This is a genomic window from Enterobacter sp. D2, assembly GCF_034427575.1.
In the GTDB taxonomy this organism is placed as follows: domain Bacteria; phylum Pseudomonadota; class Gammaproteobacteria; order Enterobacterales; family Enterobacteriaceae; genus Enterobacter; species Enterobacter cloacae_M.
Window position 1 is genome coordinate 86,813 of record NZ_JAXQPP010000002.1, and the last position, 17,691, is coordinate 104,503.

Below are 17,691 nucleotides of genomic sequence, written 5' to 3' on the forward strand. Positions count from 1 at the left end.
ATGCATGCCTTATAAAAAGTAGCGATCGCGGAAGGTCAACAGCGCCTTTTCAAAACAGCTAAACGGCGGGTGAACGATGCCCGCCCCAATCATGCCGATGCCCGCGTCTTTGTGGGCAATGGCGGTGTTAATCACCGGCAGAATGCCGCTGCCCGCGACTTTGGTGATGTCGATGGCGGTTGGGATGCCCATAAACGAGAGCAGCGGAATGGTGACGTTCGGGTTTTCGCCGAGGGTGATTTCGCGCATCTGACGGGAGAAGTCGATAGCTTCATCCACCGTCCCGCCCACCAGCGCAACAATCGCCGGGGCCGTCGCCATCGCAAAACCGCCGATGCCGTAGGTTTCGGTGATGGCACTGTCGCCGATGTCCAGCCCGGAGTCTTCCGGCTTATAGCCCGCGAACATCGGGCCGATCACCTGCTGCGCCGGGCCGGTGAACCACTGCCCCGGCAGGCCGGAAACGCGCAGGCCGAACTCGTATCCGTTACGCGCCATGGTGGTGACGACGGTGCTGTACTCAATGCCGTGCGCGGCGTCCAGCGCGGCCTTACACATCGCCATCCAGGTCGGGCCGGAGAAGTAGTCGCTGCTGGCGACAAACTCGAACACCTCGCGCTGCTGCGCCACCGGATAACCCGCCTGAATCAGCCCCGGCGTCAGCGCCTGAATAAGAAGCGTGGTGCCCGCGTTGTTGCGGTTGTGGCACTCGTCGCCCATGTGCAGCGCCTGAGCCAGCATCAGGCGCAGGTCGATTTCGCCGACGATCTTCATCGCGTCGCGCAGCATCGGGCCGAGCACGTCGCGCATCCAGTTCAGACGGTCGATCACGCTCTGGTCGTTAGCGCCCATGCGCAGGATCTTCGCCATCTGCTCGCTGAGGTTGGTGAACGCGCGGTTGCCGTAGGTTTTGTTTTCAACGATGTGCATAAACATCGATGCGGAGGTGACGCCCGCCATCGAGCCCACGCAGTCGTGCTCGTGGCACGGCGAGAAGGTAATATCTCCGGAGGCAGCGAGCCTTGCCGCATCGTCCAGATCTTTCGCCAGCCCTTCAAACACCAGCGCCCCGGTGACCGCACCCTTCATCGCCCCGCACATGTTCTCCCAGGCGACAGGCGGACCGGCGTGCAGAATGGTGGTGCGGGTCATGCCCGGCACCACGTTAATGGCCTGGTCATAGCCCACCAGCACCGGATGGGACTGAATAATGCGCTCAAGAGCGATGCGGTTGGCGGCGGCAATTTTCTCCGCCAGCGGTTTTTCCGCCAGCTGGTCGAGCGCTTCAACGACCTGCATATTGCCCTGCCCCGGCGGCGTCCAGTCGAGCTGGGTCACGGGAACGTGCTGTTTTTTGAGGTCGTCGCTGAACATCGCAATGCCGACGTTAATCACGTTCAGCGGCTGGTTGAATAAGGTCGTCATTATGCTTTCTCCCCTTTGCAGACAAATTCGCGTGCCAGTAATCCGGTGTTGGTACTGCTGCTGGCCAAGATGACGCCTGCGTCGGTCAGCAACTGGCACTGCTGCGCCAGCGACTGCGGATCCTGGTCGGTGCCGAGCACGTAGCCGAGAATTTCCAGAGGACGGTTATCGGCCTTCGCGATCGCCTGCGCCTCTTTGATAGCGTCGATCATCACGCCGACCGGATCCTCATGCGCGCCGAAGCCCAGCACGAAGTCCATCACGATGACGCCCACCTCCGGATCGCGCGCCTCCTGCAGCAGGCGGCTGATGCGGTTGGTCGGGTCGATCATGGGGTGCGGCTTGCCGTTGGTGAAGTCGTCGTCGCCAAAGTCGAGGAAGGTGTGGGCTTTACTGACATTGACGTCGCCCAGGCGCTTAGACGGATCGGGCTGGATGTTACTGTAAACGTCGTCGAATTTCGCAAGCGCCGCGAACATCGCCTCGTCGCACAGGGTTCCGCCGCAGAACAGGCCGCGAATGTACTTCTGCTGCGGCGTCAGGCGAGTGCGCACCTCTTCAATCAACGGCCAGTTGAGCGGATGCAGATCGAGGGACTCTTTTTTGATGCCGGTGAGCAGGACCGCCTTCAGGGCCGCCTCTTTGGTGCCGCGCGCAAACTGCAGGCCGTCTTCATCGGCGGGCGGTTCGCTGCGGCCGAGGAAGCAGACAACCACCGGCTTGCGGCAGGCGCGCGCGCGGGCCAGCACCTTCTCCGCCACGGCAGGGGCCGGCGGCTTGGAGATCAGCGCGATGACCTGGGTCGCGTCGTCCGCTTCCAGCATGTCGATGGCGTCGAGCATCATCAGGCCGCCGATTTTCTCGCTGAGATCGCGTCCGCCGGTGCCAATCAGCTGCGACACGCCGCCGCCGAATTCGTGAATGCGCACGCTCAGCTCCTGGCTGCCGGTGCCGGATGCGCCGACGATTCCAATCGGTCCGCGGCGCACCGCGTTGGCAAAGCACAGTCCCGCGCCGTTGATAATGGCGGTGCCGCAGTCCGGCCCCATCATCAGCAGACCTTTCTTATGCGCCAGCTGCTTCAGCGCCAGCTCGTCGTCGAGCGACACGTTATCGGAAAACAGCATCACGTTGAGATCGTTTTCCAGCGCCTGGCGCGCTTCGCGGGCAGCGAAGGTGCCGTTGACGGAAATCACCGCGAGGTTGCTCTCCGGGCGATGAGTTTTGGCGCTGGCAATCGTGGCGTAGCGCGCTTCATGGGTGCCGCCGCTCTCTTTACGCGTGAACAGCGCTTCGATGGCCGCCAGCGTTTCATCATTCGCCGCGTCGCCTTTAATTACGATCATCAGGTCGCCGTTTTTGGCTTCCGCTAATTCCGGCGTTATTAGCCCGAGGTTTTTTAATACGCCTTTGTTCATTTCCGTCGCCATCGCGACAAACGCCTGCTCGACGCCCGGTAATTTATTGGCTTTGGTGGAAACAGACATTAATGAGACGGAGTCAAAATATGTGTTCTTTTTTATGACGATTTTTGTGGGCATTATTTTCTCCTGAACGCGGATAAAAGGGGACCGCCGTCGTGCAAAATGCACGTCGGTAAAAATGCGTTTTAATTAGCGGCCAGCCGGAAAAAGCTGGCCGAATGCGTTATGCGCCCGCCGCCAGCAGCAGGTCAGCTATTGCATCGAAGCCTTTTTCCCGCGCCAGTTCGAGCGGGGTTTTACCGTATTTATCGGTCATGTGCGGGTTCGCGCCGTGATCCAACAGCAGCTTCACGATCTCCTGCTGCTTAGCGCCGCCGTCGTTAAGCACGATCGCTTCCAGCAGCGGCGTCCAGCCGACAAAGTTGGTGTGGTTGACGTTGATATCCGTTTTCTCCAGCAGCTCGCGAACGATCTCCACGTGCCCTTTTTCACTGGCTGGCGTAATGCCCACGCCGCCAAAGCGCGTCAGGCGGTCGAGATCCGGATTTGCCGGAAGGACAAGGCGCAGCAGGGTGATATCGTTGGTCAGGCAGCTAATGAGGAAGGGGTTAAAGCAGGTCTGATCCTGTTTATCAATATCCGCCCCGGCGGCAATTAATAACGCCACGCAGTCATAATGCTTTTTCAGGCTGGCAATAATAACGGCGGTTCTTTTCTGACGGTTGGTGGCGTTAATATCCACGCCTTTCTCCAGACAGGCTTTTAGCGCATCGCTATTGCCCTCTTCTGCCGCCAGCAGAAATTCAGTAACGAGTTCGTTCGCAGACATATTCAGACTCCCGATGTTTTTATTTCTGTTGACCTGAGAATAGCAACAGCCTGGTCATAAAAGAATCCGCTTAAAAATGATTCATCGACAGTCAATTCATTGTTGAGGTAAATTCAATAAACCGGTCAAAACGTGCGTCTGTGCAACCTTTTTCTTATGTTTCCCCGCTTTTTAGCGCTTCTGGCTGCATTATGCTTATGTCTTACGAAGCCTTACCGCATGCGGCTTTCGACAAAGAGTCAGAACTGTGATCGGCTTCAAATGCGTTGTAACGACGCTGTTAAAATATGTTCAAAACTGATGGCTGAAGGAAGTGAGATATGAATTCCATCTTTACCGAGGAAAACCTGCTGGCCTTTACTACCGCCGCACGCTTCGGCAGCTTCAGCAAAGCCGCCGCTGAACTGGGCGTGACGACCTCTGCTATCAGTTACACCATTAAGCGCATGGAGACCGGGCTGGACGTAGTGCTGTTTGTCCGCAGCACGCGCAGCATCGAGCTGACCGAGTCCGGGTTTTACTTTTACCGTAAGGCCACCGACCTGCTTAACGACTTTCACGCCATCAAGCGCGGGATTGACACCATTTCTCAGGGCATTGAGGCGCGGGTGCGCATCTGTATCAACCAGCTTTTGTATACCCCACGCCACACGGCGCGGCTGCTGCAGGTGCTAAAAAAGCAGTTTCCCACCTGTCAGATCACCGTGACCACCGAGGTCTACAACGGCGTCTGGGACTCCATCATCAATAACCAGGCCAACATCGCGATTGGCGCGCCGGACACGCTGCTGGACGGTGGCGGGATTGATTACACCGAGATCGGCGCCATTCGCTGGGTGTTTGCCATCGCGCCGGAACATCCGCTGGCATTCACCCCGGAGCCAATAGCGGAAAGCCAGCTGCGCCTGTATCCCAACATCATGGTGGAAGATACCGCGCACACCATTAACAAAAAGGTCGGCTGGCTGCTGCACGGGCAGGAGGCGATTCTGGTCCCGGACTTTAACACCAAATGTCAGTGTCAGATCCTGGGCGAAGGGATTGGCTTTTTGCCGGAATACATGGTCCGCGAGGCGGTAGACGCGGGGCTGCTGGTCACCCGACGGATTAACAACCCGCGTCAGGATTCGCGCATGCTGCTCGCCACGCAGCATGCCGCAACCGGCCAGGTCACGCGGTGGATCAAGCAGCAGTTTGGTCCAGCGGGGGTACTGACCGATATCTATAGCGATTTACTGTGGCGCGCCTAGCTTTTGCTTTGTACCCAAAACGCGTGAATGAGGCCGGGGAAGTAGCCCAGCAGCGTCAGAAGAATGTTGATAATAAACGCCCAGCCAAACCCTTTGCCCAACAGCACGCCCAGCGGCGGTATAAGGATCGTAAAAACAATACGCCAAAATCCCATATAAACACTCCGTTCAATCTAATCCATTGAAAATAATAAAGAGAATGCTGTAAGCATAGCCAGTTTATTCGTCTATACCAGTTCCGGGCCTCGCGTTTACCCTCTTTTACGCTTTTGACGCTGGTTTAATGCATCGAATTAGTTTAGCATTTACTTAATTAAGTAAATGCTAAACTATTATGACAGAACTCGAACAGCTTCAGGCCAGCGCCGGGCAGGCCGCCACACTCTTAAAAGCGATGAGCAACCCCCGTCGCCTGCTGATCCTCTGCACCCTATGCGGAGCGCCCGGCACCAGCGCGGGGGAGCTTGCGCGAGCCACGGGGCTAAGTCCTTCCGCCACGTCGCAGCATCTGGCGCGCATGCGTGAGGAAGGGCTTATCGACAGCACTCGCGACGCGCAGCGCATTCTCTATTCCATTAAAAACAATGCGGTACATCAGCTTATCAGCACCCTGAAAACCCTTTATTGCCCGTAAGGAGTCGCCATGTCACTTCCTCTTCTTTCACCGCGCCAGGCCAATGCCCGCGTCGCTGAAGGCGCAAAACTGATTGATATTCGTGATGCCGATGAGTACGCCCGCGAGCATATTCCCGCCGCGCGGTCCGTGCCGCTGGATACCTTACCCGGCGCGCTTAACGCGCAGGCGGGCGATACGGTGATTTTTCACTGCCAGTCCGGCGCCCGGACGTCGGGGAATGCCGACCGCCTTGCTCAGGCCGCCGCGCCCGCAGAGGCATTTGTGGTCGAGGGGGGCATTCAGGGCTGGAAGCAGGCCGGACTGCCGACCGTCGAAGACAAGTCCCAGCCGCTGCCGCTGATGCGTCAGGTGCAAATTGCCGCCGGGCTGTTAATACTCTGTGGCGTGGTGCTGGGCTATAGCGTCTCCAGCGGCTTTTTCCTGCTCAGCGGCTTTGTCGGAGCCGGTCTGCTGTTCGCCGGTGTGACGGGCTTTTGCGGCATGGCGCGACTGCTCAAGGTGATGCCCTGGAACCGGCGTACCTCATAAGCAGTAATCGGTGAAATACGCTGTACCCGGCGTCATGCGTGGGCTAAGGTGAAGATCGCTAAAACGATGAGGAGGTAATATGTTTTCTGTCGGTGATTATGTGCAACCGCGTAAAGGCGGCCCGAAACTGAAAGTGCTCGAAGTAAACGGTGACAGCATTGTGGCGGTCCAGGCCAGCAATGAGCAAGGCGAGAAATATACGCTGAAAGCCGCCGATGTGGCGCCTTATACCGAAGAAGGCGATTTCGGCGTCTGCTGAACAGTCAGCCGGGCGGCGTGTTCCGCCCGGCTCATTCGTTAGATCAGAAAATCATCCAGTGATTTACCGTCTGCCAGCGCGCTGGCGATAGGCTTCGGCGTGCGGCCCTGGCCGGTCCACGTTTTCTCTTCGCCGTTCTGGTCAATAAAGCGATATTTTGCTTCACGCGGCTTACGCTTTTTCGCTGGCTTACCCGTCTGCGCTAGTTCAGAACCCAGCAGGTCAGTCGGTGAAATACCATCAGCTTTCATCAGCTCCAGCAGGGCATTAATTTTTTCCTGCTGCTCAGCACGCTGCTGCTCTAATTCCGTCAGCTCGCTGCGTTTCTCTTCAGTAACGACCCTGACCTTTTCCAGCATTTCCTCAAGAACGTCCAGGGATAATTCACGCGCCATGGCGCGCAGGGTTCGGATATTATTAAGATTCTGTAACGTCAAAGACATATTATTTGAAAACCTTTTCTTTGGGGGGTAAATAGATAAATCGCCGACAGAATAATTCATTTGAGTTGAAATATCTACCCAAGGGTCCGTACGGGCATCAGTGTAAATATATTTAGAACTCACTGTTAATAATAGCGCAAGGTGCTGACAGGACATCGATGAATCCAATCACTCCATTAATATAAATGGCCAACTTTAATCCAAATTACAGCATACTGCGCCGCGTCAGGTGGAGGATTCCTGACTTTAGCCACTAACAAAACCAACTCATTGATTTTAATGCAATAACCATCAAACAAGACAGATTATAACGATCGGAACAAAAAACGAACAACTTTAGAGAATTTTGTGGACAAAAGGCGATTAAATAAAAATTTATCACTAGTTGTTAGTTCAAACGCAGAGATATACGCTATACACGTCAAACAAACCAACCTAAAGCACTAACCGCTGAAGGAAAATCGTTTCTTTTGTGTTCTTCTCAAGGAGTTCAGACATGTTCTCGCCGCAATCTCGCCTGCGCCACGCGGTGGCGGATACTTTCGCGATGGTTGTTTACTGTTCCGTCGTGAACATGCTGATCGAAATATTCCTCTCCGGAATGTCCTTCGAGCAGTCGTTTTCTTCTCGTCTGGTGGCGATCCCGGTCAATATTATTATTGCATGGCCTTACGGTTTATACCGCGATGCGGTAATGCGTTTCGCGCGTCGTATCAGCCCAGCAGGCTGGGTGAAAAACCTGGCGGACGTTCTGGCGTATGTGACGTTCCAGTCGCCGGTTTACGTGGCCATTCTCCTGACAGTCGGTGCAGACTGGCACCAGATCGCTGCGGCGGTCAGTTCGAATATTGTTATTTCGATGTTGATGGGAGCCGTTTACGGCTATTTCCTCGACTATTGCCGCCGCCTGTTTAAGGTCAGCCAGTACAGCCAGGCAAAAGCGTGATGTGAAGCGACTGGCGCACGCCAGTCGCGGATTTACTGTACGTCGCCAAACAGTCCCTTCAAAAATCGCTCCAGCGCCATACGCGAACTGAAACCGTGCGGAATACCGTAATGCTCATGCCGTTCACCGCCTAAATAGAGCGGAAATTGCTGATAATGATCGCAGGTTTTAATATCCGAGGCAGGCTCAGCAAATGACAAACTTCTGTCTTTCAGCGTCGGGTGAATAATGAGAGCGGTACGTCCCATTCTTGCTTCGCGATTAACATAAACATAATTCTCGCCGCGGCGATATCCATACGCTTTTGGCGTCACCTCATCCATGGTGAATCCCTCTTTTTCAAGAACGCGTGCCACCTCGTCAGGTCGTAAATACATATCTTTTCCTCGTTATCTTTTCCTGCCCGGCAACCTTACAGTATTCAGCAATAGCAGGGCTTTCAGAATAGTCCATAAACTGCCGGATAACGCGTGATGCGCTTCAGATATTAAATTTCTGAACTAAACTGAACGGGAACACAAAATTACGGAGGATCGTATGTTTAACAGACCGAACCGAAACGATATTAACGACGACGCTCAGGATATTCGTAATGATGTCAGCCAATTAGCGGACACGCTGGAAGAGGTGCTGAAGTCCTGGGGAAGTGACGCGAAGGACGAAGCGGAAGCCGCAAAGCGTAAGGCTCAGTCTCTGCTCCGTGAAACCCGCGCCCGTATGAACGGACGTTCACGCGCCACGCAGGCTGCCTGCGATATGGCAAGCTGTGCTACGACCTTCGTGCGTGAAAAACCGCTATGTACTCTGGGAACCGTCGCGGCGGTCGGCATCTTCGTCGGTGCCCTGCTCAGCCTGCGTAAATAATCCCGCGTATTCTGCCCCGGTAGCCTCAGGCGCCGGGGCTTTTTTATGCCCGTAAGCCTGAAAAACCCGTACAGCCTGCCCTGCCCCGCTGTGCTCATCACAGGGGCGATATTAATCTAAATTTCCCATATCTTGTATGGTTGAAACTTAAGACAACTACATCTAGTATTCCTTTTAGCAAGATACACACAACCTGACGCGATGATTCGCGCCGCACCCTCATTTTAAATGGAAATACGAATCATGAGCATTATTATTTACACTCGTAACGATTGTGTTCAGTGCCACGCGACCAAACGGGCAATGGAAAGCCGCGGCGTGGCGTTTGAAATGGTGAATGTTGACCAGGTCCCCGAGGCCGCAGACACCCTGCGCAAGCAGGGTTTTCGTCAGCTTCCGGTGGTGGTCGCCGGGGAGACAAGCTGGTCTGGCTTCCGCCCGGACATGATTAACCGCCTGAGCGCTCAGGCCACGCGTGCATGAGCGGGCTGGTCTACTTCTCCAGCAGCTCGGAAAACACGCTCCGCTTTATTGAGCGCGTCGGGCTGCCTGCGGTGCGCATTCCGCTGAACGAGCGGGAGCGGATCCGGGTAGATGAACCGTACATTCTGGTGGTGCCCAGCTATGGCGGAGGCGGCACGGCAGGAGCCGTGCCTCGCCAGGTGATCCGCTTTCTGAACGATCCTCACAACCGCGGGCTGATTCGCGGAGTGATCGCGGCGGGGAATCGCAATTTCGGCGATGCCTTCGGCCGCGCCGGGGATGTCATTTCTCAAAAATGCGGCGTGCCGTATCTCTATCGTTTTGAGCTGATGGGGACACAGCAGGACGTCGAAAACGTGCGTAAAGGAGTGAACGAATTTTGGCAACGACAACCGCAGAACGGGTGATTCAGGCGACACCGGATTACCATGCATTAAACGCCATGCTTAACCTCTACGATCGGGAGGGACGCATTCAGTTCGAGAAAGATCGTGAGGCGGTGGACGCCTTTTTTGCCGCCCACGTGCGGCCCAACAGCGTGACGTTTGCGAGCCAGAATGAACGTCTCGACTATCTGGTGAACGAGGGCTACTACGACGCGCGCACGCTCACCCGCTACGACCGCGCCTTTGTGGTGAAGCTGTTTGAACGCGCCCACGCCAGCGGCTTTCGTTTCCAGACCTTCCTCGGCGCGTGGAAGTACTACACCAGCTACACGCTGAAGACCTTTGACGGCAAGCGCTACTTAGAGAGCTTTGAAGATCGCGTGGCGATGGTGGCGCTGACGCTGGCGCAGGGCGATGAAGCGCTGGCGGAGCAGCTCGCCGACGAGATCCTCTCCGGCCGCTTCCAGCCCGCCACGCCGACCTTTCTCAACTGCGGCAAAGCCCAGCGCGGCGAGCTGGTTTCCTGTTTTCTGCTGCGTATCGAAGACAATATGGAGTCGATTGGCCGCGCGGTGAACTCGGCGCTGCAGCTTTCCAAACGCGGCGGCGGCGTGGCGTTTCTGCTCTCGAACCTGCGTGAAGCGGGCGCGCCGATCAAGCGCATCGAAAACCAGTCCTCCGGCGTGATCCCGGTGATGAAGATGCTGGAAGATGCCTTCTCCTATGCCAACCAGCTTGGCGCGCGTCAGGGTGCGGGCGCGGTTTACCTGCACGCGCACCACCCGGACATTCTGCGTTTTCTTGATACCAAACGTGAAAACGCCGACGAAAAAATTCGCATCAAAACGCTGTCGCTTGGCGTGGTGATCCCGGATATCACTTTTAAGCTCGCCAAAGAGAATGCCGAGATGGCGCTTTTCTCGCCGTATGACGTTGAGCGAATCTACGGCAAAGCCTTTGGCGACGTGGCCATCAGCGAGCTGTACGACGAGCTGCTGGCCGACGATCGCATCCGCAAAAAAACCATCAATGCCCGCGATTTCTTCCAGACGCTTGCGGAGATCCAGTTTGAGTCCGGCTATCCGTATATCATGTTTGAGGATACGGTGAACCGCGCGAACCCGATTGCCGGGCGCATCAACATGAGCAACCTGTGCTCGGAGATTTTGCAGGTCAACAGCGCGTCTACCTACGACGAAAACCTGGACTACGCGGACATCGGCAAGGATATCTCCTGCAACCTCGGGTCGCTGAATATTGCCCACACCATGGATTCCCCCGACTTTGGCCGCACGATAGAAACCGCCGTTCGCGGGCTGACGGCGGTGTCGGACATGAGCCACATCCGCAGCGTACCGTCTATTGAAGCGGGCAACGCCGCTTCGCACGCCATCGGTCTGGGGCAGATGAACCTGCACGGCTATCTGGCGCGCGAAGGTATCGCCTACGGCAGTCCGGAAGGGCTGGATTTCACCAACCTCTATTTCTACACCATTACCTGGCACGCGCTGCACACCTCGATGATGCTGGCGCGCGAGCGCAGCCAGCGGTTCGCGGGCTTTGAGCACTCCCGTTACGCCAGCGGAGCCTATTTCAGCCAGTATCTTGAAGGCGACTGGCAGCCGAAAACCGAAAAAGTGCGCGAACTGTTTGCCCGCGCGGGGATTACCCTGCCGACGCGCGAGATGTGGCAGCAGCTGCGTGACGACGTGATGCGCTACGGCATTTATAACCAGAACCTGCAGGCGGTGCCGCCGACCGGATCGATCTCCTACATCAACCACGCCACGTCGAGCATTCACCCGATCGTGTCGAAAATTGAAATTCGTAAGGAAGGCAAAACCGGGCGCGTTTACTACCCTGCCCCGTTTATGACCAATGAGAACCTGGCGCTGTATCAGGACGCGTATGAGATCGGCCCGGAAAAAATCATCGATACCTACGCCGAGGCGACGAAACACGTGGATCAGGGACTGTCGCTTACGCTGTTCTTCCCGGACACCGCCACCACGCGGGATATCAACAGAGCGCAGATCTACGCCTGGAAGAAAGGCATCAAAACGCTCTACTACATTCGCCTGCGCCAGCTTGCGCTGGAAGGAACCGAAATCGAAGGCTGCGTGTCCTGCGCGCTGTAAGGAGAAAGGATGAAACTGTCACGCGTGAGTGCCGTTAACTGGAACAAGATTCAGGACGATAAAGATCTGGAGGTGTGGAACCGCCTCACCAGCAACTTCTGGCTGCCGGAAAAGGTCCCGCTCTCCAACGATATTCCGGCCTGGCAAACGCTCGGCCACGCCGAACAGCAGCTGACGATCCGCGTCTTTACCGGCCTGACGCTGCTGGACACCATTCAGAATACCGTCGGTGCACCGGCTCTGATGAGCGACGCGCTGACGCCGCACGAAGAGGCGGTGATGTCGAACATAAGCTTTATGGAGGCGGTGCATGCCCGCTCCTACAGCTCGATTTTCTCGACCCTGTGCCAGACCAAAGACGTGGACGCAGCCTACGCCTGGAGTGAAGAGAGCGAGTCATTACAGAGAAAGGCGGAGCTGGTTCTGGAATATTACCGCGCCGACGAGCCGCTGAAGAAGAAGATCGCCAGCGTGTTCCTGGAATCTTTCCTCTTCTATTCCGGCTTCTGGCTGCCCATGTACTGGTCGAGCCGGGGCAAGCTCACCAACACCGCCGATTTGATTCGGCTCATCATTCGTGATGAAGCGGTGCACGGGTATTACATTGGCTATAAGTATCAGAAAGGACTGGAGAAAGTCAGCGAGGCGAAGCGCGAGGAGCTTAAAGGCTTTGCGCTCGATTTGCTGATGGATCTGTACGACAACGAGCTGAGCTATACGGAGGAACTCTACGCCGGCACCGGCTGGGAGGACGACGTGAAGGCCTTCCTCTGCTACAACGCCAACAAGGCGCTGATGAACCTGGGCTACGACGCGCTGTTCCCGCCGGAGATGGCGGAGGTGAACCCGGCGATTCTGGCCGCGCTGTCGCCCAATGCCGACGAAAACCACGATTTCTTCTCGGGATCGGGCTCATCGTACGTGATGGGCAAAGCGGTGGAAACCGAGGATGAAGACTGGGATTTTTGATGAACGCTAACGTTCGTTAATTTAATATAAACCCAACAATTCCCACTCTAATATTTACAAAACAACTACACTGTAATTTCCACGTCATATTCGCCTGAATCATTCCGGTTCAGGCGAAATTTCACGATGCAGCAGCAAAAAATTGAGAAAAATTCAAATCGCCCTCAGCCCTTTATTCATGGGAAATTCAGCCGTTTCGCTTGCGTCAAAATTTTGCCTTCATCCCGACTCAGGGTTGTCTCAGATTCTCAGTATGTTAGGGTTATGCCCGTTAACAATTTACCATGGTAATCATATCGGCATAAACAAATAACAGGACACTCTCTATTGCATGGCAATTAAATTAGAAGTGAAAAATCTTTATAAAGTATTTGGCGAGCATCCGCAGCGCGCATTCAAATATATTGAGAAAGGCCTTACGAAAGAGCAAATTCTGGAAAAAACCGGGCTATCGCTTGGCGTTAAAGACGCCAGTCTGGCCATTGAAGAAGGCGAGATTTTTGTCATCATGGGATTATCCGGTTCGGGTAAATCCACTATGGTTCGCCTTCTCAATCGCCTGATTGAACCCACCCGCGGACAGGTGCTGATTGACGGCGTGGATATCGCCAGAATATCAGACGCAGAGCTTCGCGAGGTGCGCAGAAAGAAGATTGCAATGGTGTTCCAGTCATTCGCGCTGATGCCGCACATGACGGTGCTGGATAATACCGCTTTCGGCATGGAATTAGCCGGCACGCCGGCTCAGGAACGTCAGGAAAAAGCCCTTGATGCGCTGCGTCAGGTCGGGCTGGAAAATTATGCGCATGCGTATCCGGATGAACTTTCCGGCGGTATGCGTCAGCGCGTGGGATTAGCCCGTGCATTAGCCATTAATCCAGACATATTATTAATGGATGAAGCCTTCTCCGCCCTCGATCCGTTAATTCGTACCGAGATGCAGGACGAGCTGGTAAAATTACAGGCTAAACATCAGCGAACTATTGTCTTTATTTCCCACGATCTGGATGAAGCCATGCGTATTGGCGACCGCATTGCCATTATGCAAAACGGTGAAGTGGTGCAGGTCGGCACGCCGGATGAAATTCTCAATAATCCGGCGAACGATTATGTCCGCACCTTCTTCCGCGGCGTGGATATTAGCCAGGTCTTTAGCGCCAAAGATATTGCCCGTCGAACGCCAAACGGCATTATCCGTAAAACGCCAGGCTTCGGCCCGCGCTCGGCGCTTAAGCTGCTGCAGGACGAAGACCGTGAATACGGATATCTGGTTGAACGCGGCAATAAATTTGTTGGCATTGTCTCCATCGACTCCCTGAAAACGGCTCTCACTGAGAACCAGGGAATCGATGCGGCGTTAATTGACGCTCCGCTTGCCGTGGACGCCGAAACGCCGCTCAGCGAGTTGCTCTCTCACGTAGGCCAGGCGCCGTGCGCCGTGCCGGTCGTCGGTGAGGAACAACAGTACGTCGGCATCATCTCAAAACGGATGCTGCTGCAGGCTTTAGATCGCGAGGGGGCAAACAATGACCGATCAATCTAACCCGTGGGGCACCACTGAGGCAGCGGACAGCGCTGCGCAATCCACCGACGCGTGGGGTTCCACGCCCGCTCCTGCCGATGGCGGCGGCGCGGCAGACTGGCTGAACAGCGCACCCGCGCCTGCGCCAGAACATTTCAACATCATGGATCCGTTCCATAAAACGCTGATCCCGCTGGACAGCTGGGTCACAGAGGGGATCGACTGGGTGGTCACGCACTTCCGTCCGGTCTTCCAGGGGATCCGCGTCCCGGTGGATTACATCCTGAACGGCTTCCAGCAGCTGATGCTGGGCATGCCGGCGCCGGTGGCGATTATCCTGTTCTCCCTGATTGCCTGGCAGTTCGGTAGCGCGGGGATGGGGATCGCCACGCTGATCTCGCTGATTGCCATTGGCGCAATTGGCGCGTGGTCGCAGGCGATGATCACCCTGGCGCTGGTGCTGACCGCCCTGCTCTTTTGCATTGTCATCGGCCTGCCGATGGGGATCTGGCTGGCGCGCAGCCCGCGGGCAGCGAAGATTATTCGTCCGCTGCTGGATGCGATGCAGACCACCCCGGCGTTCGTCTATCTGGTGCCTATCGTAATGCTGTTTGGTATCGGCAACGTGCCGGGCGTGGTGGTGACCATTATCTTCGCCCTGCCGCCGATTATTCGTCTGACCATTCTGGGGATTAACCAGGTGCCTGCGGACCTGATCGAAGCGTCACGCTCGTTCGGCGCCAGCCCGCGCCAGATGCTGTTTAAGGTTCAGCTCCCGCTGGCGATGCCAACCATCATGGCGGGCGTTAACCAGACGCTGATGCTGGCCCTGTCGATGGTGGTGATCGCCTCGATGATCGCTGTTGGCGGTCTGGGCCAGATGGTGCTGCGCGGCATTGGCCGTCTCGATATGGGGCTGGCCACCGTCGGCGGCGTCGGCATTGTGATCCTCGCCATTATCCTTGACCGCCTGACCCAGGCAGTCGGTCGTGATTCACGCAGTCGCGGCAACCGTCGCTGGTATACCACCGGCCCTGTCGGGTTACTCACCCGCCCTTTCTCGAAATCAAAATAAGGAACAACGATGCGACATAACGTACTTTTTGCCACAGCGTTTGCCACCCTTGTCTCCACCAGCGCGTTTGCGGCTGACCTGCCGGGTAAAGGCATTACCGTGCAGCCGGTGCAGAGCACCATTTCGGAAGAGAGCTTCCAGACTCTGATCGTCAGCCGCGCGCTGGAGAAGCTGGGCTACACGGTTAACACGCCGAGCGAAGTGGACTACAACGTAGGCTACACGTCGATTGCCTCTGGTGACGCCACCTTTACCGCGGTGAACTGGCAGCCGCTGCACGACGACATGTATGCCGCCGCCGGTGGCGACAAGAAGTTCTACCGCGAAGGCACCTTCGTGACGGGCGCGGCGCAGGGGTATCTGATCGACAAGAAAACTGCCGACCAGTACCACATCACCAACATTGAACAGCTGAAAGATCCGAAGATCGCCAAACTGTTCGACACCAACGGCGACGGCAAGGCCGACATGATGGGCTGCTCGCCGGGCTGGGGCTGTGAAGCGGTGATTAACCACCAGAACAAAGCTTTCGATCTGGCGAAAACGGTCGACGTGAGCCACGGCAACTATTCAGCGATGATGGCCGACACCATTGCCCGCTTCAAAGAGGGTAAACCGGTGATCTACTACACCTGGACGCCGTACTGGGTGAGCGACGTGCTGAAGCCGGGCAAAGACGTGGTGTGGCTGCAGGTGCCGTTCTCCTCCCTTCCGGGCGAGCAGAAGGATATCGACACCAAACTGCCGAACGGCATGAACTACGGCTTCCCGGTGAACACCATGCATATCGTGGCCAACAAAGCCTGGGCGGAGAAAAACCCGGCGGCGGCGAAGCTGTTCTCGGTAATGAAGCTGCCGCTGGCGGACATCAATGCCCAGAACGCGATGATGCATGCGGGCAAATCGTCTGAAGCGGATGTGAAAGGCCACGTCGACGGCTGGATCAAGGCCCACCAGCAGCAGTTTGACGGCTGGGTGAAAGAGGCGCTTGAAGCGCAGAAGTAAAACATTTTCCCTCACCCCGGCTCTCTGTTAGCGTTCCCTCTCCCTGTGGGAGAGGGTTAGGGTGAGGGCACCAGACCGCACCATTCACCTAAACCGCACAATACATCACCCAACAATCCCCCACTATTCACAATCATTAGCTATTATGGTTTCCGGAAAAATAATCACTCAACTAACGATTCCTGAAACTAATGACAAAAACAGCTCAAGGGCTTAGCCCCGCACTCATCCTTTTAATGTCCGTGGCAACGGGTCTGGCGGTCGCCAGCAACTATTACGCGCAGCCTCTTCTCGACACCATCGCCCGCGCGTTCAATCTCTCCGCCAGCTCCGCAGGCTTTATCGTTACCGCTGCCCAGCTGGGCTATGCCGCCGGGCTGCTGTTCCTGGTGCCGCTCGGCGATATGTTTGAACGCCGAATGCTGATTGTCTCCATGACCCTGCTGGCCGCCGGTGGGATGCTGATCACCGCCAGCAGCCAGTCGCTGACGATGATGATCGTCGGAACCGCGCTTACGGGGCTGTTCTCCGTGGTGGCGCAAATCCTGGTCCCGCTCGCCGCAACCCTCGCCTCCCCGGAAAAACGCGGCAAGGTGGTGGGCACCATCATGAGCGGCCTGCTGCTGGGGATTTTGCTGGCGCGTACCGTTGCAGGGCTGCTGGCAAGCCTCGGCGGCTGGCGCACCGTATACTGGGTGGCGAGCGTGCTGATGGTAATCATGGCGCTGGCGCTGTGGCGCGGGCTGCCAAAAGTGAAGCAGGAAAACCACCTGAACTATCCTCAGCTGCTGGCCTCCGTTTTCAGCCTGTTTACGCAGGACAAGCTTCTGCGCACCCGCGCCCTGCTGGGCTGTTTCACCTTCGCTAACTTCAGCATTCTCTGGACGTCGATGGCGTTTCTGCTGGCCGCGCCGCCGTTCAACTATTCCGAAGGGGTGATTGGCCTGTTCGGTCTGGCCGGTGCCGCAGGCGCACTGGGCGCACGTCCCGCTGGCGGGCTGGCCGACAAGGGCAAATCCCACCTGACCACCTCCGCAGGGCTGGTTTTACTTCTGCTATCCTGGGCGGCGATCTGGTACGGACACATCTCGGTGCTGGCGCTGATTGTCGGTATCCTGGTGCTCGATCTCACCGTTCAGGGCGTTCACATCACCAATCAGACCGTCATCTATCGCGTGAAGCCAGAGGCGCGTAACCGTCTGACGGCCGGATACATGACCAGCTACTTCATCGGCGGCGCGGCGGGTTCGCTTATTTCAGCGTCGGCGTGGCAGCATGCGGGCTGGTCGGGGGTATGCGCGATCGGGGCCATCGTCGCTACCCTCAACCTGGTAGTATGGTGGCGCGGTTATCACCGTCAGGATGCAATTAACTAACATTTACATTGAGTTGGCCTCTTAGGGTGTTAAGAGACCCTTCACTCTGTTAATGTAAACGTAATCATTTATCCCAGAAATTTTAATGTGGGTGACATATTTACAATCGGCATGAATAGTTCAGACCCCCGT

At 56.3% G+C, this 17,691-nt stretch carries 20 protein-coding genes; 14 read left to right on the forward strand and 6 right to left on the reverse strand.

The genetic code is table 11. From position 1 onward, the window contains the following. Positions 1-9: 9 nt before the first annotated feature. From SPG90_RS12575 to SPG90_RS12585, 3 genes are all read right to left on the reverse strand, one after another. On the reverse strand, positions 10-1,425 hold the full coding sequence (locus tag SPG90_RS12575) for a DUF1116 domain-containing protein (RefSeq protein WP_174259557.1): 1,416 nt from the start codon (positions 1,423-1,425) through the stop codon (positions 10-12). Next, positions 1,425-2,966 carry an acyl-CoA synthetase FdrA gene (gene fdrA / locus SPG90_RS12580; RefSeq protein WP_163354232.1) on the reverse strand — a complete coding sequence of 514 codons (1,542 nt, stop codon included), beginning with the start codon at positions 2,964-2,966 and terminating at the stop codon, positions 1,425-1,427. The genes SPG90_RS12575 and fdrA overlap by 1 nt, the downstream gene beginning before the upstream one ends. Before the next feature lie 106 nt (positions 2,967-3,072). Beyond that, a complete protein-coding gene (locus SPG90_RS12585; RefSeq protein WP_039263421.1) occupies positions 3,073-3,678 on the reverse strand; it encodes an ankyrin repeat domain-containing protein in 606 nt (201 codons plus the stop codon). A gap of 320 nt (positions 3,679-3,998) precedes the next feature. On the opposite strand from SPG90_RS12585, the gene SPG90_RS12590 reads away from it, so the two are divergent. After that, a complete protein-coding gene (locus SPG90_RS12590; RefSeq protein ID WP_033146353.1) occupies positions 3,999-4,928 on the forward strand; it encodes a LysR substrate-binding domain-containing protein in 930 nt (309 codons plus the stop codon). On the opposite strand, the gene SPG90_RS12595 is transcribed toward SPG90_RS12590, so the two are convergent. Continuing rightward, positions 4,925-5,083, reverse strand: coding sequence for a YqaE/Pmp3 family membrane protein (locus SPG90_RS12595; protein ID WP_023308917.1), 159 nt, complete (start codon positions 5,081-5,083; stop codon positions 4,925-4,927). The two genes, SPG90_RS12590 and SPG90_RS12595, sit on opposite strands and share 4 nt — an antisense overlap. A gap of 179 nt (positions 5,084-5,262) precedes the next feature. On the opposite strand from SPG90_RS12595, the gene SPG90_RS12600 reads away from it, so the two are divergent. The 3 genes from SPG90_RS12600 to SPG90_RS12610 all read left to right on the forward strand — a co-directional run bounded on the left by SPG90_RS12600 (position 5,263) and on the right by SPG90_RS12610 (position 6,352). Continuing rightward, positions 5,263-5,562, forward strand: a complete 300-nt coding sequence (locus tag SPG90_RS12600) for an ArsR/SmtB family transcription factor (RefSeq protein ID WP_023308918.1) — start codon at positions 5,263-5,265, stop codon at positions 5,560-5,562. 9 nt (positions 5,563-5,571) lie between these two features. Then, entirely contained in the window at positions 5,572-6,093 is a 522-nt protein-coding gene (locus SPG90_RS12605) for a rhodanese family protein (protein ID WP_059347771.1), read from the forward strand. A gap of 79 nt (positions 6,094-6,172) precedes the next feature. Next, a complete protein-coding gene (locus tag SPG90_RS12610) occupies positions 6,173-6,352 on the forward strand; it encodes a hypothetical protein (protein WP_023308920.1) in 180 nt (59 codons plus the stop codon). Between the two features lie 38 nt (positions 6,353-6,390). Here SPG90_RS12610 and stpA read toward each other — a convergent pair whose 3' ends face one another. Next, a complete protein-coding gene (gene stpA / locus SPG90_RS12615) occupies positions 6,391-6,795 on the reverse strand; it encodes a DNA-binding protein StpA (protein ID WP_032660403.1) in 405 nt (134 codons plus the stop codon). A gap of 496 nt (positions 6,796-7,291) precedes the next feature. Here stpA and alaE point away from each other — a divergent pair, with 496 nt between their 5' ends. Continuing rightward, on the forward strand, positions 7,292-7,741 hold the full coding sequence (gene alaE, locus SPG90_RS12620; RefSeq protein WP_045404708.1) for an L-alanine exporter AlaE: 450 nt from the start codon (positions 7,292-7,294) through the stop codon (positions 7,739-7,741). 32 nt (positions 7,742-7,773) lie between these two features. On the opposite strand, the gene SPG90_RS12625 is transcribed toward alaE, so the two are convergent. Then, the gene (locus SPG90_RS12625) at positions 7,774-8,118 is read right to left on the reverse strand and encodes a DUF2002 family protein (RefSeq protein WP_023308923.1); all 345 of its coding nucleotides are present in this window, start codon (positions 8,116-8,118) and stop codon (positions 7,774-7,776) included. Between the two features lie 160 nt (positions 8,119-8,278). Between SPG90_RS12625 and SPG90_RS12630 the strand changes: the two genes are divergently transcribed. The 9 genes from SPG90_RS12630 (at position 8,279) to SPG90_RS12670 (ending at position 17,559) form a co-directional block, all read left to right on the forward strand. Continuing rightward, a complete protein-coding gene (locus tag SPG90_RS12630; protein WP_045404711.1) occupies positions 8,279-8,605 on the forward strand; it encodes a DUF883 domain-containing protein in 327 nt (108 codons plus the stop codon). A gap of 243 nt (positions 8,606-8,848) precedes the next feature. Then, positions 8,849-9,088 carry a glutaredoxin-like protein NrdH gene (gene nrdH / locus SPG90_RS12635; protein ID WP_023308925.1) on the forward strand — a complete coding sequence of 80 codons (240 nt, stop codon included), beginning with the start codon at positions 8,849-8,851 and terminating at the stop codon, positions 9,086-9,088. After that, positions 9,085-9,495, forward strand: coding sequence for a class Ib ribonucleoside-diphosphate reductase assembly flavoprotein NrdI (gene nrdI / locus SPG90_RS12640; RefSeq protein ID WP_023308926.1), 411 nt, complete (start codon positions 9,085-9,087; stop codon positions 9,493-9,495). Before nrdH ends, nrdI begins: the two co-directional genes overlap by 4 nt. Continuing rightward, the gene (nrdE, locus tag SPG90_RS12645; RefSeq protein WP_322408176.1) at positions 9,468-11,612 is read left to right on the forward strand and encodes a class 1b ribonucleoside-diphosphate reductase subunit alpha; all 2,145 of its coding nucleotides are present in this window, start codon (positions 9,468-9,470) and stop codon (positions 11,610-11,612) included. Before nrdI ends, nrdE begins: the two co-directional genes overlap by 28 nt. Before the next feature lie 9 nt (positions 11,613-11,621). Further along, the gene (nrdF, locus tag SPG90_RS12650) at positions 11,622-12,581 is read left to right on the forward strand and encodes a class 1b ribonucleoside-diphosphate reductase subunit beta (RefSeq protein WP_023333169.1); all 960 of its coding nucleotides are present in this window, start codon (positions 11,622-11,624) and stop codon (positions 12,579-12,581) included. Positions 12,582-12,912: 331 nt separating this feature from the next. Then, the gene (gene proV / locus SPG90_RS12655) at positions 12,913-14,124 is read left to right on the forward strand and encodes a glycine betaine/L-proline ABC transporter ATP-binding protein ProV (RefSeq protein WP_032660399.1); all 1,212 of its coding nucleotides are present in this window, start codon (positions 12,913-12,915) and stop codon (positions 14,122-14,124) included. Then, a complete protein-coding gene (proW, locus tag SPG90_RS12660) occupies positions 14,108-15,178 on the forward strand; it encodes a glycine betaine/L-proline ABC transporter permease ProW (protein ID WP_322408177.1) in 1,071 nt (356 codons plus the stop codon). The genes proV and proW overlap by 17 nt, the downstream gene beginning before the upstream one ends. A 9-nt stretch (positions 15,179-15,187) precedes the next feature. After that, complete coding sequence (gene proX / locus SPG90_RS12665; RefSeq protein WP_045404718.1) at positions 15,188-16,183, forward strand: glycine betaine/L-proline ABC transporter substrate-binding protein ProX; 996 nt, start codon at positions 15,188-15,190, stop codon at positions 16,181-16,183. Positions 16,184-16,374: 191 nt separating this feature from the next. Further along, positions 16,375-17,559 (forward strand): MFS transporter, encoded by a 1,185-nt coding sequence (locus SPG90_RS12670; protein WP_045357559.1) that lies wholly within the window; start codon positions 16,375-16,377, stop codon positions 17,557-17,559. Positions 17,560-17,691 lie beyond the last annotated feature (132 nt).

Excerpts from the sequence above, each read along its gene's own strand:
- stpA (WP_032660403.1), bottom strand. The coding sequence starts at position 6,795 with ATGTCTTTGACGTTACAGAATCTTAATAATATCCGAACCCTGCGCGCC.
- nrdI (WP_023308926.1), top strand. The coding sequence starts at position 9,085 with ATGAGCGGGCTGGTCTACTTCTCCAGCAGCTCGGAAAACACGCTCCGC.
- SPG90_RS12630 (WP_045404711.1), top strand. The coding sequence starts at position 8,279 with ATGTTTAACAGACCGAACCGAAACGATATTAACGACGACGCTCAGGAT.
- nrdF (WP_023333169.1), top strand. The coding sequence starts at position 11,622 with ATGAAACTGTCACGCGTGAGTGCCGTTAACTGGAACAAGATTCAGGAC.
- SPG90_RS12625 (WP_023308923.1), bottom strand. The coding sequence starts at position 8,118 with ATGTATTTACGACCTGACGAGGTGGCACGCGTTCTTGAAAAAGAGGGA.
- SPG90_RS12605 (WP_059347771.1), top strand. The coding sequence starts at position 5,572 with ATGTCACTTCCTCTTCTTTCACCGCGCCAGGCCAATGCCCGCGTCGCT.
- nrdH (WP_023308925.1), top strand. The coding sequence starts at position 8,849 with ATGAGCATTATTATTTACACTCGTAACGATTGTGTTCAGTGCCACGCG.
- proX (WP_045404718.1), top strand. The coding sequence starts at position 15,188 with ATGCGACATAACGTACTTTTTGCCACAGCGTTTGCCACCCTTGTCTCC.
- SPG90_RS12670 (WP_045357559.1), top strand. The coding sequence starts at position 16,375 with ATGACAAAAACAGCTCAAGGGCTTAGCCCCGCACTCATCCTTTTAATG.
- alaE (WP_045404708.1), top strand. The coding sequence starts at position 7,292 with ATGTTCTCGCCGCAATCTCGCCTGCGCCACGCGGTGGCGGATACTTTC.
- SPG90_RS12575 (WP_174259557.1), bottom strand. The coding sequence starts at position 1,425 with ATGACGACCTTATTCAACCAGCCGCTGAACGTGATTAACGTCGGCATT.
- SPG90_RS12600 (WP_023308918.1), top strand. The coding sequence starts at position 5,263 with ATGACAGAACTCGAACAGCTTCAGGCCAGCGCCGGGCAGGCCGCCACA.
- fdrA (WP_163354232.1), bottom strand. The coding sequence starts at position 2,966 with ATGCCCACAAAAATCGTCATAAAAAAGAACACATATTTTGACTCCGTC.
- SPG90_RS12590 (WP_033146353.1), top strand. The coding sequence starts at position 3,999 with ATGAATTCCATCTTTACCGAGGAAAACCTGCTGGCCTTTACTACCGCC.
- SPG90_RS12595 (WP_023308917.1), bottom strand. The coding sequence starts at position 5,083 with ATGGGATTTTGGCGTATTGTTTTTACGATCCTTATACCGCCGCTGGGC.
- proV (WP_032660399.1), top strand. The coding sequence starts at position 12,913 with ATGGCAATTAAATTAGAAGTGAAAAATCTTTATAAAGTATTTGGCGAG.
- SPG90_RS12610 (WP_023308920.1), top strand. The coding sequence starts at position 6,173 with ATGTTTTCTGTCGGTGATTATGTGCAACCGCGTAAAGGCGGCCCGAAA.
- proW (WP_322408177.1), top strand. The coding sequence starts at position 14,108 with ATGACCGATCAATCTAACCCGTGGGGCACCACTGAGGCAGCGGACAGC.
- SPG90_RS12585 (WP_039263421.1), bottom strand. The coding sequence starts at position 3,678 with ATGTCTGCGAACGAACTCGTTACTGAATTTCTGCTGGCGGCAGAAGAG.